20 protein-coding genes and 1 tRNA gene are annotated in these 25,564 nt (G+C 48.6%); 20 read left to right on the plus strand and 1 reads right to left on the minus strand.

The window, feature by feature from the left end:
- The first annotated feature begins 111 nt into the window (after positions 1-111).
- From AC6B99_RS06350 to pckA, 20 genes are all read left to right on the plus strand, one after another.
- Positions 112-696, plus strand: coding sequence for an LmrA/YxaF family transcription factor (locus tag AC6B99_RS06350; protein ID WP_494862278.1), 585 nt, complete (start codon positions 112-114; stop codon positions 694-696).
- Between the two features lie 66 nt (positions 697-762).
- Positions 763-2,220: a DHA2 family efflux MFS transporter permease subunit gene (locus AC6B99_RS06355; protein ID WP_056037554.1), complete on the plus strand. Its 1,458-nt coding sequence runs from the start codon at positions 763-765 to the stop codon at positions 2,218-2,220.
- Positions 2,221-2,331: 111 nt separating this feature from the next.
- Positions 2,332-2,413, plus strand: a tRNA-Leu gene (locus tag AC6B99_RS06360).
- 192 nt (positions 2,414-2,605) lie between these two features.
- Complete coding sequence (locus AC6B99_RS06365) at positions 2,606-3,655, plus strand: LacI family DNA-binding transcriptional regulator (RefSeq protein WP_496663023.1); 1,050 nt, start codon at positions 2,606-2,608, stop codon at positions 3,653-3,655.
- A gap of 31 nt (positions 3,656-3,686) precedes the next feature.
- Entirely contained in the window at positions 3,687-3,881 is a 195-nt protein-coding gene (locus AC6B99_RS06370) for a hypothetical protein (RefSeq protein ID WP_056037493.1), read from the plus strand.
- Positions 3,882-3,918: 37 nt separating this feature from the next.
- Positions 3,919-5,328 (plus strand): ABC transporter substrate-binding protein, encoded by a 1,410-nt coding sequence (locus AC6B99_RS06375; RefSeq protein WP_496663132.1) that lies wholly within the window; start codon positions 3,919-3,921, stop codon positions 5,326-5,328.
- 161 nt (positions 5,329-5,489) lie between these two features.
- Complete coding sequence (locus AC6B99_RS06380; RefSeq protein WP_496663133.1) at positions 5,490-8,354, plus strand: extracellular solute-binding protein; 2,865 nt, start codon at positions 5,490-5,492, stop codon at positions 8,352-8,354.
- Positions 8,355-8,469: 115 nt separating this feature from the next.
- Complete coding sequence (locus AC6B99_RS06385; RefSeq protein WP_442952539.1) at positions 8,470-9,342, plus strand: carbohydrate ABC transporter permease; 873 nt, start codon at positions 8,470-8,472, stop codon at positions 9,340-9,342.
- Between the two features lie 5 nt (positions 9,343-9,347).
- Positions 9,348-10,211, plus strand: a complete 864-nt coding sequence (locus AC6B99_RS06390; RefSeq protein WP_056037486.1) for a carbohydrate ABC transporter permease — start codon at positions 9,348-9,350, stop codon at positions 10,209-10,211.
- 19 nt (positions 10,212-10,230) lie between these two features.
- A complete protein-coding gene (locus AC6B99_RS06395; protein ID WP_162241909.1) occupies positions 10,231-11,679 on the plus strand; it encodes an SMP-30/gluconolactonase/LRE family protein in 1,449 nt (482 codons plus the stop codon).
- Positions 11,657-12,280 (plus strand): YIP1 family protein, encoded by a 624-nt coding sequence (locus AC6B99_RS06400; protein WP_494862273.1) that lies wholly within the window; start codon positions 11,657-11,659, stop codon positions 12,278-12,280. Before AC6B99_RS06395 ends, AC6B99_RS06400 begins: the two co-directional genes overlap by 23 nt.
- Positions 12,281-12,296: 16 nt before the next feature.
- Entirely contained in the window at positions 12,297-14,858 is a 2,562-nt protein-coding gene (locus tag AC6B99_RS06405) for a DUF5696 domain-containing protein (RefSeq protein WP_496663024.1), read from the plus strand.
- Complete coding sequence (locus AC6B99_RS06410; protein WP_494862266.1) at positions 14,855-15,754, plus strand: ABC transporter permease subunit; 900 nt, start codon at positions 14,855-14,857, stop codon at positions 15,752-15,754. The genes AC6B99_RS06405 and AC6B99_RS06410 overlap by 4 nt, the downstream gene beginning before the upstream one ends.
- Before the next feature lie 20 nt (positions 15,755-15,774).
- Positions 15,775-16,791: a carbohydrate ABC transporter permease gene (locus tag AC6B99_RS06415; protein WP_496663025.1), complete on the plus strand. Its 1,017-nt coding sequence runs from the start codon at positions 15,775-15,777 to the stop codon at positions 16,789-16,791.
- 9 nt (positions 16,792-16,800) lie between these two features.
- Positions 16,801-18,471, plus strand: a complete 1,671-nt coding sequence (locus AC6B99_RS06420) for a glycoside hydrolase (protein ID WP_496663026.1) — start codon at positions 16,801-16,803, stop codon at positions 18,469-18,471.
- A gap of 254 nt (positions 18,472-18,725) precedes the next feature.
- Positions 18,726-19,361 carry a spore coat protein gene (locus AC6B99_RS06425; RefSeq protein WP_056037540.1) on the plus strand — a complete coding sequence of 212 codons (636 nt, stop codon included), beginning with the start codon at positions 18,726-18,728 and terminating at the stop codon, positions 19,359-19,361.
- Positions 19,362-19,479: 118 nt separating this feature from the next.
- Positions 19,480-21,153: a ribonuclease J gene (locus tag AC6B99_RS06430; protein WP_496663027.1), complete on the plus strand. Its 1,674-nt coding sequence runs from the start codon at positions 19,480-19,482 to the stop codon at positions 21,151-21,153.
- Positions 21,154-21,605: 452 nt separating this feature from the next.
- Entirely contained in the window at positions 21,606-22,637 is a 1,032-nt protein-coding gene (gene gap, locus AC6B99_RS06435; RefSeq protein WP_496663028.1) for a type I glyceraldehyde-3-phosphate dehydrogenase, read from the plus strand.
- Complete coding sequence (locus AC6B99_RS06440; protein WP_496663029.1) at positions 22,619-22,840, plus strand: hypothetical protein; 222 nt, start codon at positions 22,619-22,621, stop codon at positions 22,838-22,840. The genes gap and AC6B99_RS06440 overlap by 19 nt, the downstream gene beginning before the upstream one ends.
- 5 nt (positions 22,841-22,845) lie before the next feature.
- Positions 22,846-24,414, plus strand: a complete 1,569-nt coding sequence (pckA, locus tag AC6B99_RS06445; RefSeq protein ID WP_081418896.1) for a phosphoenolpyruvate carboxykinase (ATP) — start codon at positions 22,846-22,848, stop codon at positions 24,412-24,414.
- A gap of 87 nt (positions 24,415-24,501) precedes the next feature.
- Here pckA and aroC read toward each other — a convergent pair whose 3' ends face one another.
- Positions 24,502-25,557 (minus strand): chorismate synthase, encoded by a 1,056-nt coding sequence (gene aroC, locus AC6B99_RS06450; RefSeq protein WP_056037458.1) that lies wholly within the window; start codon positions 25,555-25,557, stop codon positions 24,502-24,504.
- Positions 25,558-25,564 lie beyond the last annotated feature (7 nt).

Genomic DNA, 25,564 nt, shown 5'->3' on the forward strand with positions numbered 1-25,564 from the left:
ATCAAATCTTCACAAAAAATAGTGCTGCCAATAAGAGATTTTGCATTGACAGCCTGCCTTTTTTCACGTTTAATTAAATAGACCGTTCTCTATAATTAAGGTGGTGAAAAGGTGGCTTCAAAGCCGAATGCCCGCCAGCAGATCATAGATACAGCAATGAAGCTGTTTTGTGTGCAAGGGTATCATGCAACGGGGTTAAATCAAATTATTAAGGAAAGCTCTTGTCCGAAGGGGTCCTTGTACTACTATTTTCCTGAAGGCAAGGAGGAACTGGCGGTTGAATGTATTTCAACGATTAAGAATTTTGTGCTGGAAAAATGGCGGATGAATTTTGAACAGACTTCTAGTCCTGTAGCAGCCATCCAGGCCCATATTTCCGACATCATTCACGATGGGAAGCAATCGCAGTTTAGAGGATTTATGCCATTCAGCTTTTGGATGGCTGCTGAGACATGCCTGATTAGCGAAAGACTGAGAGCAGCGTGCCAAGTCGTTTTTATTGAATGGCAGCAGTATATTGCCCAGCAGCTCGTTGCCAATGGAGCGAATGACAACAGCGCTGCTGAAATAAGCAATGTGATTCTTTCCTTAGTGGAAGGTGCGCTTATTTTGGCCATCACTCATGGCGATGAGAAGCCGCTCGTCCATATTTCGCGTCTCGTGCCGTCAATTGTTAATGGTGGCCCAGCAAGCTAGAACAACAGGTTACAGCAAAATGAATTTTTAATTCGCAGGAGGATGACATAAGTGCAAGCAGGAACGATGCAAGAGACTTCAACATCACCCAATAAGACTTACAAAGTAATGCCGATTATGATTTCGCTATTGCTTAGCGGATTTATCGGTTTTTTTAGTGAGACCGCTCTAAATGTAGCATTGACTGATTTAATGAGAGATTTGAGCGTTAACGAGGCCACTGTACAATGGCTTACGACTATATTTTTGCTGACGCTGGGAGTACTGGTGCCGGTTTCAGGCATGCTGCTGCAATGGTTTACAACACGGCAACTGTTTGTATGGTCATTGATTTTTTCTATTATAGGAACATTCGTAGCGGCTCTTGCACCGAACTTTGAAACGCTGCTTATTGCGCGTGTGCTTCAAGCAACGGGAACAGGGCTGCTGCTGCCGTTATTATTTAATACGATTCTCGTCATTATCCCGATTGAGAAGCGTGGCGCAGCGATGGGGATTATCGGCCTCATTATGATGTTCGCACCAGCAACGGGGCCCACTTTTGCCGGTATTTTGATCGCAAACTTAAGCTGGCACTGGATTTTCTGGGTGTCCTTGCCGTTTTTGATTATTTCGTTATTTGTAGGGCTTGTCTATTTGCAAAATGTTTCTACCTTGACTAGGCCGCGTATCGACATATTGTCGATTTGCTTGTCTACCCTCGGCTTTGGCGGTGTCGTTTACGGCTTTAGCAGCGCGGGAGAAGGAGAGGATGGATGGGGCAGCGCGAAGGTCATTATCGCGATGACCGTAGGTATCGTTGCACTCATTTTATTTGTTATCCGCCAGCTTAAAATGAAAGAGCCAATGATTAATTTGACGACGTTTAAATACCCCATGTTTACGATCGGCTTAATTATGGTGTTTATTTGCATGATGGTTATTTTGTCCTCCATGCTGATATTGCCTATGTATTTGCAGCGCGGCCTAATGATGAGTCCGTTGACCGTTGGGCTTCTTCTCCTCCCAGGTGGGCTTATTAATGGCTTCTTGTCTCCTGTAATGGGAGGACTGTTTGATAAGTATGGACCAAAATGGCTCGTTCTTCCGGGCCTGTTGGTTGTAGCGGTTGTACTATGGTTTTTCTCTGATATTTCTACCGCGTCGACGACTGCATTGATCATCGTGCTGCATTCCCTGCTAATGATTGGGATTTCGATGATTATGATGCCTGCGCAAACGAATGGTTTGAATCAGCTTCCGCCTGAGCTGTATCCGCATGGAACAGCGATTATGAACACCTTGCAGCAGGTTGCGGGTGCCATTGGTACAGCGCTGGCAGTAAGTATTATGACAGCAGGAATGGAAAAATTCCTCAAGACAGCAGAAGGAAACCCGGAATCGCCAGCCAACTTGGTTAGCGGATTGACCGTTGGCGTGCAAAATGCTTTTATATTTGCCATGGTGCTTGCCCTTGTTGGGCTTGCCATTGCTTTCTTTATTAAGCGAGTGAAGGTGACGGCAGCAGGTGAACAAGGAGCTTAATTTCGGCTCTAAATAGAAGCCCAAATTATTTTTGAAACTTTTTTTGAAAATTGCTTGCGTGTTGCGATGTTTTCTGATATATTATGTTTATTCGCTGTTAGCGAACATCGCGCGCGTGTGGCGGAATTGGCAGACGCACTAGACTTAGGATCTAGCGTTTCACGACGTGGGGGTTCAAGTCCCTCCACGCGCATTATGAATGGAAGAGTAAGGACTGTTTCAAGTAGTTTTTAACTACTGAGAAACAGTCCTTTTCTTTTATGTTTGTTTATTTGTTATCCGCCCCTTTTTTCTCTATTAGCAGCAAGGGATGTCATCTATTACATAACATGTCCGATTTTGCTATAATGGGACGATATATGATAGCAGAAGGGAAGCGTTGGGCTTGAAACAGGTCACCATTTATGATATTGCCAAAGAGGCCAAAGTATCGGTTGCCACCGTATCCAGGGTATTGAACGATACCGCCCCGGTAAAGGGATCTACACGAGCCAAGATTGAAGAGCTTATTCAAAAATACAACTTTCAGCCTAACGCAATGGCCAGAAGCTTACTAAAAAAAGAAACCGGCATTATTGGTGTCATTGTTCCTGACCTAACCAATCCCTTTTTCCCGGAAGTGTTCGCTGGAGCGGAGGAGGAGGGACAGCAGTCGGGGCATACTTTTTTGCTTAGCAATTCTATCGGGGATTACGCGAAAGAATCGGAGTATCTCAGCATTATGCGGGAGAAACGCGTCGATGGTGTTATTTTTTTAGGGGGAAGAATTAATTTAAAAAACTGCGATGAGCATTTGGTGCAGGAGCTCGTGCAGCATGCCAGCATCATTCCGACTGTGCTCGTTAACGGCGGGCTGCGCAATACGAACTTGATTAGAGTTGCTACGGACGAAGCGGTAGGTACTGCTCTCGCAGTCCGGCACCTGATCGAACTGGGTCATACCGAAATCGGCTTCATTGGCGGGGAAAGCCATATGACGACAACTTCAATCAAGCTGCGGGCCTTCCGAAAGACGATGAAGGATGAGGGGCTTAGAATTCGGGACTATTGGCTGCTGCCGGACAGCTTCTCCATCGATTCGGGCAAGCGCCAAATGCTGAAGCTGCTCGACATGGAAGAGAGACCAACCGCTGTTTTCTGCGTCAACGATTATACCGCGATCGGGGCAATTAAGGCGGCGACGGAGGCTGGACTTACCATTCCAACTGACATTTCGATTGTTGGATTTGATGATATTCCGCTGGCGCATCATTTTATCCCTGAGCTCACTACCGTTTCCCAGCAGGCGCATGAGCTTGGGCGAATGGCGGTTCAAGTGCTTAAAGCGATCATGAAGAAGGAAAAGGTCAAACAGCTTACTTCTTTGGCACCACAGCTTATTGTTCGGCAAAGTACGGAAGCGCGGAGCGGCCAAAAGAAGGTCAGCTCGAATTAGAAGGCTGCATGAGGGGAGCTTTCCGCGCCTGATGCAAGAACGCCCTGAAAGAGCAGCAAGCCAGATGTTTATGGCTTGCTGCTCTTTTTTTAGGCCTAATGGAATGAGCGAGACAGCGATTATTCGCATCGATCCATATCTGGAAGATCTAAACTTTAATGTTGACCATAGTAAGGATGCGAGCTATACTGAAATGGGTTTCATGAAAGCCTTTACATTTAATTGACCATCAATTAAGGGGAGCGTGCTGAACAGTGAAACAGATGAAAAAGATGAAATCGATGTTGCTTATTTTATTAACGGCTGGATTGATGATTCTGTCTGCTTGCAGTAGCAACAATGCGGGAAATGCAATAGCTACCCAAGCGCCTGCCGCAACGGCAACGGCAACAGATGCGGAGGAAACGATTGCTCCTAGCCAGGAGCCTGAGCCTCCAGCCGCCGATTTGGGCGGCAGAGAAATTCGCATCTCGCATTGGTGGGATGCTGCCCCTGACGGAGATTCCGAAGCGGATGAATTGGCACGTGAAAGAATCAAAAAAGTGGAAGAAAAATATAACGTGAAAATCAAATACTTAAATACGGAATATTGGTCGACTACAGAGAAGCTGTCTTCCTCTGTGATGTCCAACGATCCTTTCGCTGAAATTGTCCGACTGCCTGACGGCTTCATATGGGGCCTGATGCAAGGGGGATTTTTGACGCCATTGGAAGATTACCTTAAAGATACGCGAATTGCACCGGATGTCGTTGAAGCGATGCGCTTTGGCGGGGATCATGTATTTGGACTAGAAAGCTGGTATAACCCGAATGACACCGGGATGTTCTATAACAAAAGGATTTTCAAGGAAGCGGGCTTAAAAGATCCGCAGCAGCTAATGGACGAGGACAATTGGAGTTGGACGACGATGCTGGATGCCGCGAAGAAGCTGACCGTAGACAATAATGGTGACGGAAAAGCAGACCAATATGGCCTTGCCGGTGCGCATTATGTGTTCTCGGAGCTGCTCATTGCCAGCAACGGCGGCATTATTTACGACGAGGCGAACAAAAAAGTAGCTTTTGATTCACCCGCTTCTATGGAAGCGCTTAACTTCCTGTATAGCCTGTATAACGAGCATAAAGTTGTGAAGAAAAATGAAGGAAACGACTGGGAGGATCCGGCGAAATATTTTGCAGAAGGTACGATTGCGATGTATCCGGGCGGCTTGTGGGAAATCGAAGGACGCCTCCAGGATAAGATGAAGGATGAGTGGGGATACGTTTATCTTCCTAAGGGACCGCAGGCAGATACCTATTTAGATCCGCTTGGTCAAACGGCAGCTTACGTCATACCTAAAGGGGTCAAGGATGCCGATGTCATCGTGAAAATTTGGGAGGAGCTTCAGGATTTCGATAACTGGCAGGAAAATCGCAGGTTATGGCAGGAAAATGTGCTGCCGGATGAAAGCTCCATCGCTAACGCCATGAATGACGATGGAAAGGTACAGCGTGTGTTCGGCGGACGCTTCGGGGGGCTCGGTATTAAGGATCAGCTCGACTCCGTAACCGGCAAATTCGTCAAAGGCGAAATTACGCCGGCAACAGGCGTCGCCCAAGTCATTGGGCCTGCGCAAGCGGCTGCTGAAAAAGTGCTTAGAGGCGAGCAAGACAAGAAAGACGACAAAAAGTAAATGCCGAAAGCTTTGCCCATAAAAAAGCGGCCTGCCCGGCTTTCCGATTGGGAAAACCGGGCGGTTGCCGTCAAACAAAATTTCGCCAGTTTATAAAAGGGGGGAATTAGGTGGAAATCGTATTTACCAGAAAAACGGCCGCTAGGATAATAGTTATCGCTATGCTGATTTCGATATTGGTTTTCCCTATATCTCAGTCCGGCGCAGCGAGTGTTCAAGCTGACTCAACGACAGCAGCCGATCCAAACGGCGACCAGAGCTTTTTGACAAATGAATCGGAAAACAGCTACGGCCATTACATGCAGCGCTACAAGGACGAAGAACGGCCTCAAGAGGAGATTGTCATTCAAGGGGCGGATTATACAAGAGCAAGCGAAATGGAACCTGAGATCATCCATGAGCTCGGCGGCGTATCGGGCGACTTCGTCAAGACGGGAGAAAGCGGCTCCATGGAGTGGGAACTTGAGGTGCCGAAATCCGGCCTGTATCATATCGCCATTCGCTATTTTCCAATCGAAGGAAAAAGCTCGGCAATCGAGCGGGAGCTGTTGATCGACGGAGTGCTGCCGTTCGCCAGCGCCAGAAATTTGACCTTTCAGCGCATATGGAAAAATGAAAGTGATCAGATTTTGCAGGATAACCGGGGAAATGAGCTGCGGCCGCGCCAGGTAGAATCGCCGATGTGGCAGGAAGCGCTGCTGCGGGATACAGAGGGCTATTACGAGGAGCCGTATGTCTTTTATTTTTCGGCTGGCAAGCACACGATGACGCTGGTATCTTCCAGAGAGCCGATGGCGATCGACTATTTGAAAGTGTACCGCTATGATGAGCCTTCATCTTACGAGGAGGTAGAGCTGGGCTACAAGTCCAAGGGCTATGCGGAGACTAGCGGACATTTGATTAAGCTGCAAGGCGAATATGCCGCTTACAAATCGTCTCCGACCTTATATCCAATTTCCGACCGTTCAAGCCCGTCTACAGAGCCTTATGACGTATCCAAGATTAAGATGAATACGATTGGCGGCAACAATTGGCGGGTGCCGGGCCAATGGATCGCATGGGATGTTGAAGCGCCAGAGGATGGATTATACCGGATTGCGATCAAGAATAGGCAAGAATTGCTGCGGGGCATTTATTCCACTCGCTCGCTATGGATTGATGGGGCCATTCCGTTTCAAGAAATGACGCAAATTCCGTTTTATTATGATTCGGACTGGCAGATGAATGTGCTCGGCAGCGAGGAAAAGCCCTATTTATTTTATATGACGAAAGGGAAGCATGAGTTGAAGCTTGAGGTGAGCTTAGGCGCAATGGCTCCTTTGATTCGCCAAGTAGAAGCAAGCCTGCTCGACATCAATGCGATGTATCGCAAAATCCTGATGATTACCGGCAATGTGCCCGATCCTTATAGGGATTATCAATTAGATAAACAAATACCCGACATGGTCGGCGTGTTTCAGGAGCAAAGCGACATTTTGTATGCCGTGTCGCAGGAGCTAGTACGCTTGACAGGAGAGAAGAGCGACAAGACGGCCATATTGGACAAAACCGCCTATCAATTAGCAGATTTGGCCAAAAAACCGGAAACGGTCCAGAAGCGGCTGTCTCAATTCAAAATCAATGTTGGCAGCGTCGGGGCTTGGATTTTGCAAGTGAGGGAGCAGCCGCTTGAAATCGATTACCTCGCCTTGGCTTCTTCTGATGTAGAGCTGCCCGATGCGAATGCTTCAGCTTCTAAAAAAATCGTTCATGAGGTATCTTCCTTCTTTCATTCCTTCTTTGAAGATTACGATACGATTGGAAACATGGCGCAGGATGAGCAATCGATAACAGTATGGATTGGAACCGGCCGCGATCAGGCTCAAGTGCTGAAAGCGATGATCGACGATACCTTTACGCCGCTAACCGGTGTGGGAGTGAACCTTAAGCTTGTCAATCAGGATGTGCTGCTGCGTGCGTCTCTGGCGGGGGAAGGACCCGATGTAGCTATGCAGGTCGGCAACGATGTGCCGGTAAATTTCGGCATGCGGAACGCAGCGGAGGATTTGTCGCAATTTTCAGGCTATAGGGCGGTCGTGCAGCAGTTCAGGGACAGCGCTATAGTGCCTTACCGCTATGAGGACAAGGTGTTTGCTCTGCCTGAGCAGCAAATTTTCAATATGCTTTTTTACCGGAAGGATATACTCGAGGAGCTGAAGCTTGAGCCGCCGCAAACGTGGGATGATGTGTACGCCATGATTCCGGTGCTGCAAAAGCATCATATGGATTTCGCGCTGCCGATTGCCCAGACGACGGGTGTTCCTGTGCTGGAAGCGAATCGGGCGTTTGCCATGCTTTTGTACCAGATGGACGGCTCCTTCTATTTGAACAACGGGGCAAAAAGTGGACTCGATACAGAGGTCGGGCTAGATGCATTCAAAAAATGGACCGACTTCTATACAAGCTACAAGCTGCCGCTCATCTTTGATTTTCCAATGCGCTTTCGCACAGGCGAAATGCCGGTAGGCATACAGGATTACACCTTCTACAATTATTTGAGCGTATCCGCGCCAGAAATTAAAGGCTTATGGGAGTTTATTCCCGTTCCGGGCACCGTGCAGCAGGACGGTTACATTCGCCGGGATGTGGCTAGCGGCGGGACGGCCGCCATTATGCTTAAGCAGGCTAAAAACAAGGACGCAGCCTGGGAATTTATGAAATGGTGGGTGGGCAAGGATGCCCAGGTTCGTTTCGGCAGAGAGATGGAGGGATTGATGGGCGCTGCAGCGCGTTATCCGACCGCCAATATCGAAGCGCTCAAGGAGCTGCCATGGCCGGCTCGCAATTATCGCAGCCTCGAAGAACAATGGCAATGGGTGCAGGGCGTGCCGGAGGTGCCGGGGGGGTATTTTACAGGAAGGCACTTAGACAATGCTTTGCGGGAAGTCATTAACAATGGAACGAATACAGCCGACTCCTTATACGATTATGTCCAAGAAATCGACTATGAAATTGAGCAAAAAAGAGACGAATTTCATTTGAAATGAGGGGACTTAAGGAGGAACTCTTTTGCAGAAAACGAAAATCGCGGCTGAGATCATGCTCCAGCCGAAGGGCCGCCTTGCTAGGCCGCAGCGGAAATGGGAGCTGTTCATCAAGGATATGAAGCGGGATAAGCATTTGTTTGTTCTGCTGGCTCCTTATATGGTGCTGTTTCTGTTATTTACGGTGCTGCCGGTCGTCATTTCAATCTTTTTCAGCTTTACGCATTTTAATATGCTTGAATTTCCGCGCTGGGTCGGATGGGAAAACTATTCCAAGCTGCTTTGGAACGACGATGTATTTCTCATTGGACTTAAAAATACGCTTATTTTTGCAGTCATAACCGGCCCGGTCAGCTATATTGCTTGTTTTGTATTCGCGTGGCTTATTAATGAGCTTAATCCGAAAATTAGGGCATTTATGACGCTCGTGTTTTTTGCGCCTTCGATTTCGGGCAACGTCTTCTTTATTTGGCAAATTATTTTTTCGAGCGATTCGTATGGCATTATGAACGGCTTTCTGATGAAGATCGGGTTTATTTACGAGCCGATTCAATGGCTGCAGAATCCTGACTATATGCTCAAAATTATTATTATCGTCCAGCTGTGGCTCAGCCTTGGAACCAGCTTTCTCGCGTTTATTGCCGGCTTGCAGACGGTTGACCGCACATTGTATGAGGCAGGGGCGGTGGATGGCGTGAAAAATCGCTGGCAGGAGCTGTGGTTTATTACCCTTCCTTCCATGAGGCCGCAGCTGATGTTTGGCGCCGTCATCCAGATTACGTCTTCCCTTGCAGTAGCCGACGTGGCGATGGCTTTGGCTGGCTTTCCAAGCGTGCAGTACGGAGCACATACGGTCGTGACCCATTTGGTCGATTACGGGACAATTCGTTTTGAAATGGGCTATGCGTCTGCTATCGCAACGGTATTGTTTATGCTCATGCTGGGCACCAATCTGGCCGTTCAAAAGTTGCTGAAGAGGGTGGGGGAATAGGCGAAATGAAGCTGGCCATGCGTCTGAAAAAAAGAGTGAACCGGTCCTGGCAGGTGGATATAATGCTGCTCCTCGTACTGGGCTTGTTCGGTTCCTTTATGGCAGTTCCGTTGATTTATGTCATGAATAATGCTTTTAAGCCGCTTGATGAGTTGTTTATATTCCCGCCTACGTTGTTCGTCAGGAATGCAACGCTTGAAAATTTCGCGGATTTGTTTCAAGTTATGAAAAACTCATGGGTTCCATTTTCCAGATACATTTTCAATACCGTTTTTATTACGGCGGCAGGAACGGCAGGACATATTTTGCTGGCATCGGCGGCGGCTTACCCGCTGGCCAAGCATAAGTTTCGCGGACATAAAGTGCTGTTCACGGTTATTGTCCTGTCGCTGATGTTTTCCCCGCATGTGACGGCGATTCCCAATTATATGATTATGTCCGTGCTGGGATGGATGGATTCGTACCAAGCGGTAATCGTTCCGGCGTTTGCTTATCCGCTTGGCCTGTACTTAATGAAGCAGTTCATGGAGCAAATACCGGATGCTTTGCTGGAGGCTGCCAAGATCGACGGCGCCAGCGAATACCGGATATTTTGGCAGGTTGTTATGCCGCTCGTCAAGCCTGCCTGGCTGACACTGTTAATTCTAATGATGCAAATGCTTTGGGGAACGGATGGAGGCAGCTTCATTTACAGCGAACAGCTCAAGACGATGCATTATGCGATGGGGCAAATCATTCAAGGCGGTATTGCCCGCGCAGGGGTAGGCGCCGCAGTTGCAGTCATTATGATGACCGTGCCGATCGTGACGTTTGTTTTTTCACAGAGCAATGTCATTCAGACGATGGCTTCATCTGGAATGAAGGACTAAAGCGATGGGGGCGTATGGATTGAAAATAAAGCGAGCGATTCTGTTTTTGGCAGCTGTGCTGCTTTTCGCCGGCTTAAGTCCGAAGCTGGCCCACGCGTCGCCGTATGAGGGGTATACCTATTCCTATTGGGGGGAGACCGTTCATTCGCCAATTGCGTATCTTCCATCCAAGACGATAACGGGGCAAGAAATAGGGGTAGGGCCATGGAGCTCTCCCGCTGATATGTTTGTTGCGCCTGACGGCCATTTGTACGTTCTGGATTCAGGAAACGGGCGAATTGTCGTGCTTGACAGCCAGTGGAAGGCAGTCCGTCAAATTAAGAGCTTTCAGAATAACGGCAAGCAGGACGGTTTCAATAATCCGGAAGGCCTTTTCGTAACGGAGGGCGGTCATATTTTTGTGGCGGATACTGAAAATAGGCGTGTCGTCGAGCTGGACGGCAGCGGATCGTTCGTCAGAGAAATTTCCGCTCCAAAGTCGGAGGTCATCAGCAGCAATTTTGAATATTTCCCGCGAAAGGTCATCGTGGATAAAGCCGGACGTATTTACGTTGTCGCCAGAGGCGTCTTCGAGGGCATTATCGAATTTGACAGCGAGGGCGGCTTTACTGGATTTATGGGGACGAACCGGGTGCAGTTTGATCCTGTAGATTTATTCTGGAAGACGGTATCGACTAAAGAACAGCGGGAAAAGCTCATCCGGTTTGTTCCCATTGAATTTAACAATGTAGATGTTGATTTGGATGGTTTCATCTTTACGACTACAGCCGACAAGCAAACCTCGGCCCCTGTCAAAAGGCTGAACCCATCCGGCATTGACGTTATTCGGATAAATGGGAATATAGGTCCGGTAGGCGATTTGAGCAGAAATCGCTCGGCCTTCATTGACATCGATGTTAGCGGCAATGGCGTTTACCGGACGCTTGATTCGACCCGGGGACGGATTTTTACTTATAACGAAGACGGCAATTTATTATATGTATTTGGCCAGCTGGGCAATCAGCAGGGCACGTTTAAAAATCCGGTTGCGGTTGAAAGCTCCGGCAATCGGGTGTTTGTTCTGGACCGCGATCAGGGGAGAATTACCGAGTTTGCAGCGACCAAATTCGGAAGCCTCGTTAATGAAGCCAACGGATTATACAGCATAGGCAAGCACGATGATGCAGCAAAGCTGTGGAAGGAAGTGCTTCGGCTCGATGCGAACTACGAAATGGCCTATATCGGCATTGGCAAGTCGATGCTGCGCCAAGGCGAATATAAGCAAGCGATGACTTTTCTAAAACTGGGCAACGACAGGGAATATTATTCCAAAGCATTAACGAAATATCGCAGGGAATATATGCGTGAGCACTTTGGGATCTATATGACGGTACTGATCCCGCTGATTTTGGTCGTTATCGCCGTTCGCCGAAGCATGAGGCTCAGAAAGGGGGAACTGAAACAGGATGCAGTTTCTCAAGGAGGCTAGGTACTCGCTGCACGTTGCATTCCATCCCTTTGACGGGTTTTGGGATCTGAAATACGAGAATAAAGGAAAGCTCCGGATCGCGCTTGCCATTTTGCTCGCGGTGACGGTTACGATGATTCTGAAACGCCAGTATGCTGGCTATGTCGTCAACTATAATCATCCGCTGGAATTAAACAGCTTTGATGAATTAAAGTACATTGTGCTTCCTTTCCTTCTGTGGTGTGTCGCGAACTGGTCGCTCACTACGCTGATGGACGGAGAAGGGAAATTCAAAGAAATCGTCATCGCTACTGGCTATGCGCTGCTTCCTTTGATTTTGATTTATTTGCCCAATATGCTGCTCAGCAATGTGATTACGCTGCGCGAGGCTTCATTCTATTACTTGCTGGAATCGGCGGCAGCGCTATGGTTCGTTTGGCTGCTGTTTATTGGAACGATGACGGTTCATCAATATACGGTTACGAAGACGATCATGACGATGCTGTTAACGGTTGTAGTGATGGGCGTAATTATTTTTCTTGGGCTGCTCTTCTTCAGCTTGATCCAGCAAATCGTTAGTTTTGTGTACACGATTTATCAGGAACTATCATTGCGAGCCTAAGAAAGGGGGCCAAACGGTGAAGCGGAAGCTTGCGATCATCATGACGGCAGTCTTTATTGGCTGCTTGCTTATAGCTCAAGGCACCAATTTCGCGGAATATGCGTCCGAGGTTGTAGCCGAGCCAGTACCAAGCAATGGACAACATAGCGGGCTTGCAGCCGCAAGCGGCCAGTCCGGCAAGCTGTCTGCATTGCCTGAAGGGATGGAATCGGCGGCTGAAAATGAATTTTTAGTCTTGTACGTCAATCCCGAAACGACGGAAATTGCCGTTCGGGACAAGCGCAGCCAAGCGATTTGGTATTCCAATCCGCAAAATCGCGAAGACGATCCGGTCGCAACCGGCTATAACAAGACGAAGCTGAGCGTGCAGGTCGAGATCGCTTATTTTGACAGCGCGGGAAATGCATTGAAGTATGACAATTACACCCATAGCGTTCAGAACGGCCAATATGCCATAGAGAAGGCAAGCGGTGGATTGGACATCGTCTATACGCTAGGGGAGGTCAAAAGCGATATGGATGCGATCCCTAAATATATTAGCGCGGATCGCTTTCAAACCGTCATTTTGGATAAAATCGAACAGTCTGTGGACAAAAGAGAAGTTGAAAAGCGCTTTAAATTTGATGAGGAAAAGCAGCGTTACGAACGAAGGGACTCCTCCTTGAAAGGAATCGGATTAGCAAAGGTTACCGAAATCTTTAATCGGATCGGCTATGACGAGGAGCAGAAAGCAATCGATAAGGCGGCATATGGCGAAGCGTCCACTGGCAGCGCCAATGTTCGGATTCCTTTGCATTATCGGCTGGATGGTGAGCATCTGACGGTGACAGTTGCGGCGGGCGAAATCGAATATCCGGCTAGTATGAAAATTCAGACGCTGTCGCTGCTACCGTTTTTTGGCGCAAGCGGACGCGAGGATGAAGGTTATACGTTCGTGCCGGATGGATCGGGTTCGCTGATCCGTTTCAACAATGGAAAAACCTACGACGCGCCGTTCCGGACGGCCCTTTACGGTTCCGACGCATCCATTAGCCAGCTCATTAAAATTCAGAAAGAGGAAGCTGCGCGCTTGCCTGTATTCGGAATGAAATATGAGAACCGGGCATTTGTTGGGATTATAGAAAAGGGTGATGCGGTCGCCGCGGTTGAAGCGGACGTAAGCGGCAGGCTGAACGATTACAATACCGTATTTCCCAGCTTTACGCTGACTAATTTGGAGGAGGTTACCTTGACGAACGGGTGGCGCTCCAGCACGGTCAAAAAGTTTCAAGCGGAGCCTTTTGCCGGGGAAATGACGGTTCGTTACGGCTTTCTCGGCACGGGGGAGGCTAGCTATTCGGGCATGGCGGCGCATTACCGCCATTATTTGATCAAGCAAACGGGCCTAACGAAGCTGCCGGATGAAGGGGATGTGCCGATCTATGTCGAGCTGATTGGCGGCATACCGAAAAAGAAATTTTTCTTGGGCATTCCTTATAACGCCTATGAGCCGCTTACGACTTTCGATCAGGCGGAGTCTATTATGAGCCAAATGCTGGATAAGAAAATCAGCGGCATCAAGCTGCGTTATACGGGTTGGTTTAACGAGGGCCTAAACCATAATCTGCCGAAGTCGATTGCCGTTGACAAGCAGCTCGGCGGAAGCAAAGGTTTAAGCGAGCTAAAGGCATATGCCGATGCCAATGGCATATCGCTGTTTCCTGATGCGGCTTTTCTTGAGGCAGCTCCGCAAGCGGAAGGTTTTAAAAAGTCGAGCGAAGCTTCCCGATTCATTACGGGCAGGCTGGCGGAAATTTATCCTTACAGCGCGGCCAGCTTCAGTCAAGAGGATGAACGCGAGCCCGGTTATGTAGTCAGTCCGAAGTCGCTGCCGAAAATGACAGCAGCATTTATGGACGATTACGGGAAGCTGCAGCTATCTGGTTTGTCACTGCGGGATCTTGGCAGCGAGCTGAACTCCGATTTCAATCGTTCCGAGGTCATCGATCGGGAGGAAGCGAAAGAGATCGTAAAGCAACAGCTGAAGCAAATGAGCGGCTCCGTCCAGGAAGTGCTGGTGGAAGGCGGAAACGCCTATTCGATCCCCTATGCGCGGCATATTGTGAATGCGCCGTTAACGAGCAGCGGCTTTAATATTACCGATGAGAGCGTTCCTTTCTTTCAACTGGTTTATCACGGTTATGTGCATACCGCTGGAAGCGCCTGGAACATGGCAGATGACCAGGATTCCACCTACAACTTTCTAAAAGCGCTCGAAACAGGCTCTTCATTGCATTACACGTGGTTTTTTGCTGATTCATCCGCGATCAAAATGACGGAGTTCGACTATTTGTATTCCGCCGATTACCGGGGCTGGATCGACGAAGCAGCGCAAAGATACGGAGAACTTAACGACGTTCTCCATGATGTGCAAGACCAAGCGATTATTGATCATCGGGCACTGGCAGATGGGGTGTACCAGACCACGTTCGAACAAGGGAAAACCATTATCGTCAATTATACCGATGCGCTAGCTCAAGTAGGCGGAATTACAGTTAAGGCAAAGGATTATTGGGTTGGGGGTGAAGCACAGCGATGAGGTTCAGGAAGCTTTCGCTTGAACAAAAAAACAGGTATTACGGACTGTATTTCATTCTTCCCTGGTTTGCAGGCTTTGTGTTCCTGTTTATGGTGCCGCTGCTGTCATCGCTCAGGTACAGCTTTAGCAATCTGCAAGTTACGAATGACGGCTTTAGCCTGGACTTTATCGGACTGTCCAATTACCGGGAAGCGTTGTTCTCGCATGAATCGTACGTCAGAATATTGACGGAATCGGTCGTAGATATCGCCGTTAATACACCGCTCATCATCATATTCAGCTTGTTTTTTGCGGTGCTGCTTAATCAGCGGTTTAGAGGACGGGTGCTGGCCCGGGCGATCTTCTTCCTTCCCGTTATTTTGGCATCGGGCATTATCGCCAGCATTGAGAACGGAGATTTGATGCAATCCGTCGTTCGCAGCGCAAACGATACAACCGGCGGCGGCTTGTCCATTATGAAAAATCTAGAGCTCGCTGCCCTGCTCATCGAATCAGGGGTGAGCATCACCTTTGTGGAGTATTTGACAGGTGCCGTCAGCCGAATTTATGAAATCATCAGCCAATCGGGTGTCCAAATTTTGATTTTTCTGGCGGGTCTGCAGTCGATTTCTCCTTCTTTGTACGAGGCGGCTAAAATCGAAGGCTCAACTGGCTACGAGGCGTTCTGGAAAATTACATTTCCGATGATCAGCCCGTTAATTTTGACGAATCTCGTTTATACGATTATTGACAGCTTCATTAGTGATGAAACGAGCCGGCTTGTTGTAGATACGGCATTCAAAAGCTATGATTTTGGCCTCAGCGCGGCGATGGCGTGGATGTATTTTGCTGTCATTGCACTTGTGCTGTGGATTACGACATCGATTGTTTCACGCAAGGTGTTTTATCAAGATTAGCGGTTTGAAGGAGGAAGGACATGGAGAAGGAAACCGCTGCGGTGGGGCAGCGAGCCAAAGGGAAATTGCAGCATCGAATGGCGTTCGCTGCCTACTGGTTTGAATTTGCAAAAAAATGGCTGTGGATGGCCGTCCGATTCGTACTCATTTTTGGCATATCGTTTGTCATCGTCTACCCGATTCTATTAAAGCTGTCGATTGCATTCAAAAGCATGGATGATTTGTATGACTCTACAGTCATTTGGGTGCCGCATACGCTGACGCTTGACAATTTCAAGCTTGTATTCCAAGCGATGAACTACCCGCAAGTGCTGCTCAATACGCTGCTGTTATCTTCTGCGGTCATGCTGCTGCAGACGGTTACATGCGTGCTTGCTGGCTATGGCTTTGCCCGGGTGAAATTCAGAGGAAGCGGCCTTTTGTTCGCAGGCGTTATTTTTACCATTTTGGTGCCGGCCCAAACGATTATGGTTCCGCTTTATTTGCAATTTAAAAATTTTGATCTTTTCGGGCTGATGAAGCTGATTCAAGGCGAGCCCGCCAATCTGATCAACACCTACTGGCCGTTTATTATTTCGGCAGCGCTAGGCATGGGCGTCAAGACCGGCTTGTATGTGTATATTTTTCGCCAATTTTTCAAAGGGATTCCGCGAGAGATTGAAGAAGCCGCCTATGTGGATGGGGCTGGCTACTTTACAACCTTCAGAAGCGTCATCTTGCCTAATGCGCTCCCGTCCATGGTGACCGTCATGCTGTTCTCGTTTGTGTGGCAGTGGAACGACTCTTTTTTTACAAACATGTATTTGAATGAGCCTAAGGTGATGTCGTCGATGATGGCTTCTTCCGGCTATGCGATTGCTACTTTCCTTAGCGGAGGGGGGCAGGCGGAAACGGCTTCCTATGTTCAGGATCCGTTCTTTATGTCCATGATGATGAATACCAGCGTCCTGATGGCTATACTGCCGCTTATTATTTTGTATTTGTTTGTGCAAAGGCATTTTGTAGAGAGTGTTGAACGATCAGGCTTGGTCGGATAGGAGAGGCGGATGAAAAAGAAATTGACAGTTGTAATCGTTTTGGCGTTCACGTCAGCTGTAGGCTTGTATTTCAATTTCGCATCGAATCGTTCGGATAGCGCAGGCAGCCCGAAAAAGGAGGAAGCACAGGTCCAGCAGCTGACGCCGCCGGATGTAAATGTATCGCTCGACGCAGCGGTCCGCTATCAAACGATCGATAATTTCGGGGCGTCCGACGCATGGTCGATGGAGCCCTTGGGCAAGCATTGGACGGAAGAAAATAAAAATCGCGTTGCGGATTTGCTTTTTTCAAGAGAGAAAGGAATTGGCCTGTCGGCCTGGCGCTTCAATATCGGTGCAGGCTCGATTGACACGGACCAGACGCGTATTCCAGATCCATGGAGGCGGGCGGAATCGTTCAAGCTTGCGGAGGAAGGGGAATATGATTGGAGCAGCCAGTCGGGTCAGCAATGGTTTCTTCAGGCGGCAAAGGATCGGGGCGTGGACACATTAATCGCATTCGTGAACAGCCCGCCGGTCTGGATGACAAAAAATGGTCATGCCCAGCCGGATTCAGAAGTCGGCTCTACCAATCTGAAAGAGGGTTATGAGGAAAAATTTTCGGCATTTTTAATCGATGTTTTGGAGCATTTTAGAAAGGAAGGCTTGGCATTCCAATATATAAGCCCGATTAATGAGCCGACCTGGGATTGGAATTTGGCCCAGCAAGAAAGCAACCGTTATAACAACGACGATCTTAAGCGTGTCATCCTTGAATTGCACCGGCAGTTGAAAGCAAGCGGCCTTGAGGCGCAAATCAGCGCCCCAGACGGCGTAGAAATTACAGCGCTGCTGGATGATGAATATTATGGGCAGTATGCAGGGAGCGGGACCTATTCGGGCGGGGCCAATAGTCTCGGAACAGGGAAATACCGGGAATATATTAAGGAGTTGCTCGGCGATCCCGTACTCCAGGAAGCGATTGGGAATAAAATCGCTTCGCATTCCTATTGGTCTGATTACAGCAAGCCGGGCGACGACCGGCTGGGCAAGCTGAGGCAATTGCTGGCTGCCAATCTGAAAAAATACGACGAAAAGGCTAAATATTGGGTAACGGAATATTGTATTCTTGGCGAATATGGTCCGGGGCGTGACCTTGGCATGGAGCCTGCATTGCATGTGGCGCGTACGATTCATTTTGATTTGACGGAAGCAAATGCAGCTGCTTGGCAGTGGTGGACCGCAGTGTCCAAGGTCGATTACAAGGATGGCCTGATCTATACGGATTTTAGCGAAGCGGGTGACGAGCAAAATATTCTGACCTCCAAAATGATGTGGGCGCTCGGCAATTACAGCAAATTTATTCGTCCCGGTGCGCAGCGCATCTCGCTTGCAGGACTGGATGAAGAAGCGCGCAGCGGCTTGCTGGGATCAGCTTATGTACATGAAGGAGAGCAGACGGTTACGGCTGTATTCGTCAATGACAGCGAGGATGACAAGCGCGTTCGGGTTTCATTGAATGGCGTGGATCAGCACCATTCCATTGCATTCATGGAACCGTATATTACGTCGGCGGGTCGAGATCTTGTCCGAGGGGAGAGCATTCCTGTACAAGGCGATTATTCGTTTGAAGCGATTATTCCAGCGAAGTCTGTCGTCACGTTGACGGGAGGCGGGGCAGAAGGCACGGCCGAACATTAAGTCAAAATAATAATCAAAACAATAAGTGAAATCAATAAGCAGGAAGCAGTAGGCGTTGATGGCCGATCATCAACGCTTTTTTTTGTTGTACGCCCAGCATGATCGTCATCTCTAGGGTGGAGTTCCCGAACGGGGCTGGAAAACAGCCATTGAGTTGGTAATATGTCTCGTAGAAATCTGGGATGTATAAATTCAGCCTCCAGCTTTCATATTAACAATTATAAATGGAGAAATAACAAGGAGGAGAATTGATGATGCAGCAGCAAACTACAGCGAATAACGATACACAGAATTCAATGAACAAAAATCACGGAGGACATGAGCTTTTTGATTTGCAGGAGGTATTGAATTGCAGCATTAGCGCAATGGATCAATTTATGATTTTCAGACAATATGCACAGGATCAGGAACTGCTTAATCTTATCGACAAGCAATATCAATTTATGCAATCGCAATATAATTTGACGGCCGAATGCTTTAAGACCGGGCAGGAGCCAAGCCAAAAAACTTCAACCTATTTGATTAAAGAGGTAACACCGACCATATTCGGCATGAAGCAAAGCTCGCCGAAAAAACCGATACAATCACTAGCCGATGTCAACGATGCCGGAGTATGCGGTTTTATGCAAGGCATCGTTAAAAGCCATGCTTCGCTGTTAACGACGTCTGCTCTTGAAGCAACGAACCCGGTTGTCCGTCGTGTACTCGCTTCCCAAGTGCAAAATTTTATTGAAATGTCCTATGAGCTCTTTCTGTATCAAAATAAAAATGCTTATTATCAGGTGCCGCAATTAAATGATGCTGATATGCAGCAAATTTTGAATACATTTTCACCAACCTCCGAAACACCGCAAATGCCAGAGCCTAATAAAGGAACAGCCCTTCATTAACAGCAACATTTAGAAAAAAATAAAAGTTTACTGTTGAATTAAGTTCCCCTATGCAACTAAAAAGACGCCCGGTCCCCATTCCGGGCGTCTTTCTACTAAATAGAACTGGAGGCTGATTGTGGTGAAAGAGCGGAATAAACTATCGGTTGCTGCATTAGGCGGGGTTAATGAGATCGGCAAAAATATGTACATTTTACAATACGCGGACGATATCATCATTATTGACTGTGGATCTAAATTTCCTGATGAGAGTTTTTTGGGTATTGACCTCATTATTCCGGATGTAACCTATTTGTTAAATAATACAGAAAAGGTAAAGGCTCTAATCATAACACATGGACATGAGGATCATATTGGCGGCATTCCTTATTTTTTGAAACAACTGAATATCCCGATTTATGCCTCAAGATTAACCATTGGCCTGATTGAAATAAAGCTGAAGGAGCATGGCCTTCTTCGTACAACGCAGCTAAATTTAATTGATTCGAATTCGCGTATCGCCTTTGGTCCGATTCAGGTGTCATTTTTCAGCACTAACCATAGTATTCCGGATTGCTTGGGAATTGCCCTGCATACACCTGAAGGAACAGTTGTACATACAGGCGATTTTAAATTTGATATGTCACCTGTCAATCATCAATATCCTGATCTTCATCGAATGGCTGATATTGGTAAAAGTGGCGTGCTGCTGCTGCTGTCAGAAAGCACGAATGCCGAACGGCCTGGTTTTACGCCATCGGAACGGCTTGTTGGGGATCACATTACAGAAGCATTCAGCAAAGCTCAGCAGAAGGTGTTTATTTCAACTTTCGCGTCTAACGTCCATCGGGTTCAGCAAATCGTTGACGCGGCCGCTAAAACGGGCCGAAAGCTTGTCCTGCTTGGCCGAAGCATGGTGAATGTAACTTCTGTAGCCAAGGAGTTAGGCTATTTAACCATTCCAGAGGATATGCTTATAGATGCTGGAGATACGGATCGTTATGCCCCTGAAAATATTGCTGTCCTATGTACAGGAAGCCAGGGAGAGCCTATGGCTGTACTCTCGCGTTTGGCAAGCTCGAATCATCGGCAAATCGAAATTATGCCGGGCGATACGGTTATTATTGCCGCAACCGCTATTCCGGGTAATGAGCGCAATGTTGCGCGCATCATTGACAATCTTTATTTGCTTGGCGCGAATGTTATATATGGCTCGGGGAGCGCAACAGGTATGCACGTATCCGGTCACGGTAACCAAGAAGAGCTGAAATTAATGCTTACCTTAATGAAGCCCAAATATTTTATTCCGGTTCATGGCGAATTCCGCATGCTTTATCAACACCAGCAGCTTGCGAGGTCGGTGGGAGTTGCCGAGGAGAACATTTTTATCGTGAACAATGGAGAGACCGTGGAAATCGAAAACCAAATTGCACGTAAAGGTAGTAAAATCCCTGTGGGCAATATGTTGGTGGACGGATTAGGGATTGGAGATATTGGGAATGTTGTACTCCGCGACCGCAAACAGCTCTCGGCTGACGGCATTCTTGTTATTGTCATCACGCTTAGTAAAACGGAAGGGCATATTCTTTCTGGTCCGGACATCATTTCCCGGGGATTTGTTTATGTTCGGGACTCCGAAGCGCTCATGCGAGAGATCAATCAACTTGTGGAATCGACAGTTGAAAAACTGCTGGAGGAGCACGGAAGCCAGTGGAATATGATGAAGAAGACGTTAAGAGACACCTTGGGACGGTTCTTATTTGCCCAAACCAAAAGAAGGCCAATGATTCTCCCGATCATTATAGAGGTGTGAATAATAATGCTTGTTTTGTAAATCATATAGGGATGTTTTTCGAAAGGAGGGATATGAATTGGCTAAGCAGCAAGGGCATGGCGCGCAAAATACAACTACTCGCACCTCGGACAAGCAAGGCAGTAAAGCGAGCAAAGGCGGAAATAAATCATAGTAAAAAGAGTTTAGTTGCTATCGACCATTAATCAACCATTGTAGCCTTTGGATCAGCGATGATCTAAGGGCTAATTTGTATTTCATAAATACAGGTGCGTAAGGGCAAGAGATTGGTGGCCATCGAAAGCTTTATCTCTGTGATGCATCATATAGCGGTATTCCCTGATTAATTCGACATATATGTGACAATTAAAGGTGATAAAAATTTATTTAGTGCGTCATAAAAATATTTATGTTGTATTATAAAAGTGTAATGATGTATGCTATTAGCAAATAAGCGAAGGGGGAATGAGGAAATGCACCGCGGGGTTGGCATTAGCGGAATGGGGAGAATCGGACGGCTGCTCGTTAGGAAAATGTTGTCTGATCCGAATCCAGCAGTTGAGTTGAGGGCGATTAACAGCGTTTATCCAGTGGAGACCATTGCTCATCTATTGAAATACGATTCGGTACATGGGAGCTGGAAGGCAGATATACGGACTCGCGATCAGCAGCTGGTCATTAACGGACATCCCATACAGGTCGTATATGAAAGAGCGCCGGAAAACATTAAGTGGCATCGTTATGGCGTCGAGCTGGCCATTGACGCAACCGGGAAATTCAATGATCGGCAAGGTGCGCTGAAGCATATTGCTTCAGGGGCTGATCGGGTGCTGATTACAGCGCCTGGCAAGCAAATGGACTTGACGATTGTGATGGGTGTTAATGAGCACCTTTATCGCCCGGAGGAGCATCAGCTGTTATCAGCCGCCTCCTGTACGACAAACTGTGTGGCTCCGGTCCTTCATGTACTGGATCAAGCGTTCCGTGTCCAGTCTGGCTGGATGACGACGGTGCATTCCTATACTTCTGATCAAAATCATTTGGACAATCCGCACGAGGATTTGCGCAGAGCTAGATCCTGCACCCAGTCTATTGTGCCTACGACGACAGGAGTCGGCAAGGCGCTTGCAGATGTGCTGCCGCATTTGTCCTCGCGCATTCAGGGCATGTCGCTGCGTGTTCCGACGCAGGATGTATCGTTAATTGACCTCACCGTTCAAACGGAGCGCCATACGACAGCCGCGGAAGTAAATGCAGTTTTGAAAGCGGCTGCAGAAGGCAGCAAGTCTTCTTATATCGGCTTTGCACAGGAGCCGCTCGTATCGGCCGACTATATTGGCTGTTCGAAATCGGCTATGGTAGACGGGCTTTCGACGATGGTCATGGACAATCAGATTAAAGTAATTGCTTGGTATGACAATGAATGGGCATATGCATGCCGCGTAATGGATGTAGCCAATCTAATGATGGAAAGGGTGAAGGATTCATGCGAAATCACGGTATAGAAATGGGAGCCATTTATTGCAAGCACTGCATGACGCTGATTGATACACAACCAACGAAGAAGGTAACTAATTATTATTCGGAATGCAAGGAAGAGGCATGTGTGGTGTCGAGGTCTGGGGGCGGACTAGTCAGCTGGGGGCACATGCAAGTAAGTGGAAATGGGGCAGGCGGATACACACAGACGGGAGGAAGTCAGGCATGAGCATCATGGAGTCGAGACTGCGTCAGCAAGGCGTACATTATCAAATGACGACAGAGCAGCTAATGGAACAAGCGATTAAACGCGGCGAAGGAACGAAGCTGGAATCGGGAGCGCTTCGGGTGCTGACAGGGCAATATACAGGCCGTTCGCCCAAAGACAAGTTTATTGTATGCGAGCCGTCTTCGCTGCCGCAAGTGGCTTGGGGCAAAGTGAACCAGCCGCTTTCGCCGGAGCATTTTAACCAATTGTATGAAAAAGCAAAGCGTTATATGGAGCAGCAAGAGCTGTTCATCTTTGACGGCTATGCTGGTGCGGATGAAGCGTACCGCCTGCCGATTCGCGTTATTAATGAATATGCCTGGCATAATCTATTTGCCCGCCAGCTGTTTATTCGTCCAAGCGAGGAGCAGCTTGCCTCCCATAAGCCTGAATTTACCGTCATCGCCCTTCCGGGGCTCAAGGCAGATCCTGCATGTGACGGTACAGCGTCCGAAACGTTTATTTGCATCTCTTTTGAGCAAAAAATCGTGCTGATTGGCGGAACGGAATATGCGGGCGAGATGAAAAAGTCGATTTTCAGCGTGCTTAACTACTTGCTGCCTCTGCAGGGCGTCCTGTCGATGCATTGCTCGGCGAATGTAGGCGAGCAGGGCGATACGGCGCTGTTCTTCGGCCTATCGGGCACGGGCAAGACGACGCTTTCTGCCGATCCTTCGCGCCGCCTCATCGGAGATGACGAGCATGGCTGGTCGGAGGATGGCGTGTTCAACTTCGAAGGCGGCTGCTATGCGAAATGCATTGGGCTGAGCGAAGAGAAGGAGCCGCAAATTTGGCAGGCCATCCGCAGCGGAGCTGTGCTGGAAAATGTAGCGCTAGATGCGCAGACAGGGCAGCCTGATTATAACAGCAATATTCTGACGGAAAATACGCGTGCTGCTTATCCATTGGAGCATATTCCAGGAGCGGTGCTGGCCGGAAAAGCAGGCCATCCGAACGTTATTTTGTTTCTGACCGCCGACGCTTGCGGCGTATTGCCACCGATCTCCAGGCTGACGAAGGAGCAGGCTATGTATCATTTTCTATCGGGCTATACGTCCAAGCTTGCGGGTACGGAGCGTGGTGTAACGGAGCCGGAAGCGACGTTTTCCGCTTGCTTCGGAGCGCCGTTCCTGCCGCTCGAGCCAAGTGTATATGCAGAAATGCTCGGTGAAAAAATCGCCCAGCATGATGCCAAAGTGTATTTGGTAAATACAGGCTGGTCCGGTGGGCCGCACGGCATAGGGCAGCGGATGAACCTGCGATATACGCGGGCGATGGTAACGGCCGCGATTAATGGCAGCATTGAGCAGGCTGAATTTATCGCCGATCCGGTGTTTGGCCTGAGCTGCCCGCTCACGGTAGAAGGCGTGCCGGATGCGGTGCTCCTGCCCCGTGAAGCATGGCAGGATAAGGCGGCCTATGATCAGCAGGCGGCCAAGCTTGCCGCACAATTTGAGAATAATTTCCGCAAATTCGTTGGCGTAAGCGCGGAAATTGCCGCCGCTGGTCCAGTGGGACTGCCAGACGAGCGCTGATAGAAGAACGGGATAGTGGTAAAACGAGGGACTGCTTTTAGGCTGTAGAAGCCTTGAAGCAGTCCCTTGTTATTTTTCAGTTAAGTTCTACCCTAGCATGGCGGCTTGCCGCTTGTACTGATCCTCTAATACGAGGCAGACCATCGCTTCCACAACGGGGACAATTCTCGGACAAATGCAAGGGTCGTGCCGCCCCTCGGTTCTAATTTCCTGCTCCTCGCCGTGAATGTTGACCGTTTGCTGCGGGACCGAAATGGAGGAGGTCGGCTTAACGCTTATACGAAAAATAATATCCTGTCCCGTGCTGATGCCCCCTATGATGCCGCCCGAATGATTGCTGAGAAATCCGTCGCCGCTCATCCCGTCATTATGCTCGCTGCCGAGCATGGAGGCGGCAGCGAAGCCAGCGCCAAATTCAATGCCTTTCACGGCGCCAATCGATAGCATCGCTTTCGCAAGCTCCGCATCCAATTTGTCAAATACCGGCTCTCCAAGACCAGGCACTACGCCACGAATCCGGCATTCTACAATGCCGCCGCAGCTGTCGCCAATGGCTGCGAGCTGTTCAATCTTGCTGATCATTTTCGCTCCGGCGGTGGCGTCACAGGCACGCACGGCATTTTGTTCTATGATGCTCTCATCGAAGGTTTCGCATTCAATGCCTCCGATAGCCTGCGTATAGGCAAGCACCTGCACGCCCCTTTGCTCCAGCAGCTTGCGGGCAATGGCGCCGCCCGCTACTCTTCCCGCCGTTTCTCTGCCAGAAGCCCGTCCACTTCCTCTGTGATCGCGAATGCCATACTTTTGCAAATAAGTGAAATCGGCATGGCCCGGGCGAAAGGAATGCTGGATATCGCTATACGCATCCGGCCTCATATCCTGATTATGCAAAATAACGAAGAGCGGCGTTCCAGTCGTTTTTCCCTCGAACATGCCCGACAAAATATGAACGATATCATATTCCTTGCGCGGGGAAGTGACGGACGATTGCCCGGGCTTGCGCCGGTCCATTTGCCGCTGAATGTAGGCTTCATCAAGTTCGATGCCCGGCGTTACGCCATCGACAATGACACCAACCGCCTCGCCATGGGACTCGCCAAAGGTTGTGATTTTAAAAGCTTCTCCGAATGTGTTTCCTGCCATAATGGAT

This window comes from Paenibacillus liaoningensis, assembly GCF_059609455.1.

What these genes read in the sequence shown, in the direction of transcription:
- AC6B99_RS06355 (WP_056037554.1), top strand. Translation starts at nt 763, where the DNA reads ATGCAAGAGACTTCAACATCACCCAATAAGACTTACAAAGTAATGCCG.
- AC6B99_RS06370 (WP_056037493.1), top strand. Translation starts at nt 3,687, where the DNA reads ATGCAAGAACGCCCTGAAAGAGCAGCAAGCCAGATGTTTATGGCTTGC.
- AC6B99_RS06375 (WP_496663132.1), top strand. Translation starts at nt 3,919, where the DNA reads ATGAAAAAGATGAAATCGATGTTGCTTATTTTATTAACGGCTGGATTG.
- AC6B99_RS06380 (WP_496663133.1), top strand. Translation starts at nt 5,490, where the DNA reads ATGCTGATTTCGATATTGGTTTTCCCTATATCTCAGTCCGGCGCAGCG.
- AC6B99_RS06385 (WP_442952539.1), top strand. Translation starts at nt 8,470, where the DNA reads ATGAAGCGGGATAAGCATTTGTTTGTTCTGCTGGCTCCTTATATGGTG.
- AC6B99_RS06390 (WP_056037486.1), top strand. Translation starts at nt 9,348, where the DNA reads ATGAAGCTGGCCATGCGTCTGAAAAAAAGAGTGAACCGGTCCTGGCAG.
- AC6B99_RS06400 (WP_494862273.1), top strand. Translation starts at nt 11,657, where the DNA reads ATGCAGTTTCTCAAGGAGGCTAGGTACTCGCTGCACGTTGCATTCCAT.
- AC6B99_RS06410 (WP_494862266.1), top strand. Translation starts at nt 14,855, where the DNA reads ATGAGGTTCAGGAAGCTTTCGCTTGAACAAAAAAACAGGTATTACGGA.
- AC6B99_RS06415 (WP_496663025.1), top strand. Translation starts at nt 15,775, where the DNA reads ATGGAGAAGGAAACCGCTGCGGTGGGGCAGCGAGCCAAAGGGAAATTG.
- AC6B99_RS06420 (WP_496663026.1), top strand. Translation starts at nt 16,801, where the DNA reads ATGAAAAAGAAATTGACAGTTGTAATCGTTTTGGCGTTCACGTCAGCT.
- AC6B99_RS06425 (WP_056037540.1), top strand. Translation starts at nt 18,726, where the DNA reads ATGCAGCAGCAAACTACAGCGAATAACGATACACAGAATTCAATGAAC.
- gap (WP_496663028.1), top strand. Translation starts at nt 21,606, where the DNA reads ATGCACCGCGGGGTTGGCATTAGCGGAATGGGGAGAATCGGACGGCTG.
- AC6B99_RS06440 (WP_496663029.1), top strand. Translation starts at nt 22,619, where the DNA reads ATGCGAAATCACGGTATAGAAATGGGAGCCATTTATTGCAAGCACTGC.
- pckA (WP_081418896.1), top strand. Translation starts at nt 22,846, where the DNA reads ATGGAGTCGAGACTGCGTCAGCAAGGCGTACATTATCAAATGACGACA.
- aroC (WP_056037458.1), bottom strand. Translation starts at nt 25,557, where the DNA reads ATGGCAGGAAACACATTCGGAGAAGCTTTTAAAATCACAACCTTTGGC.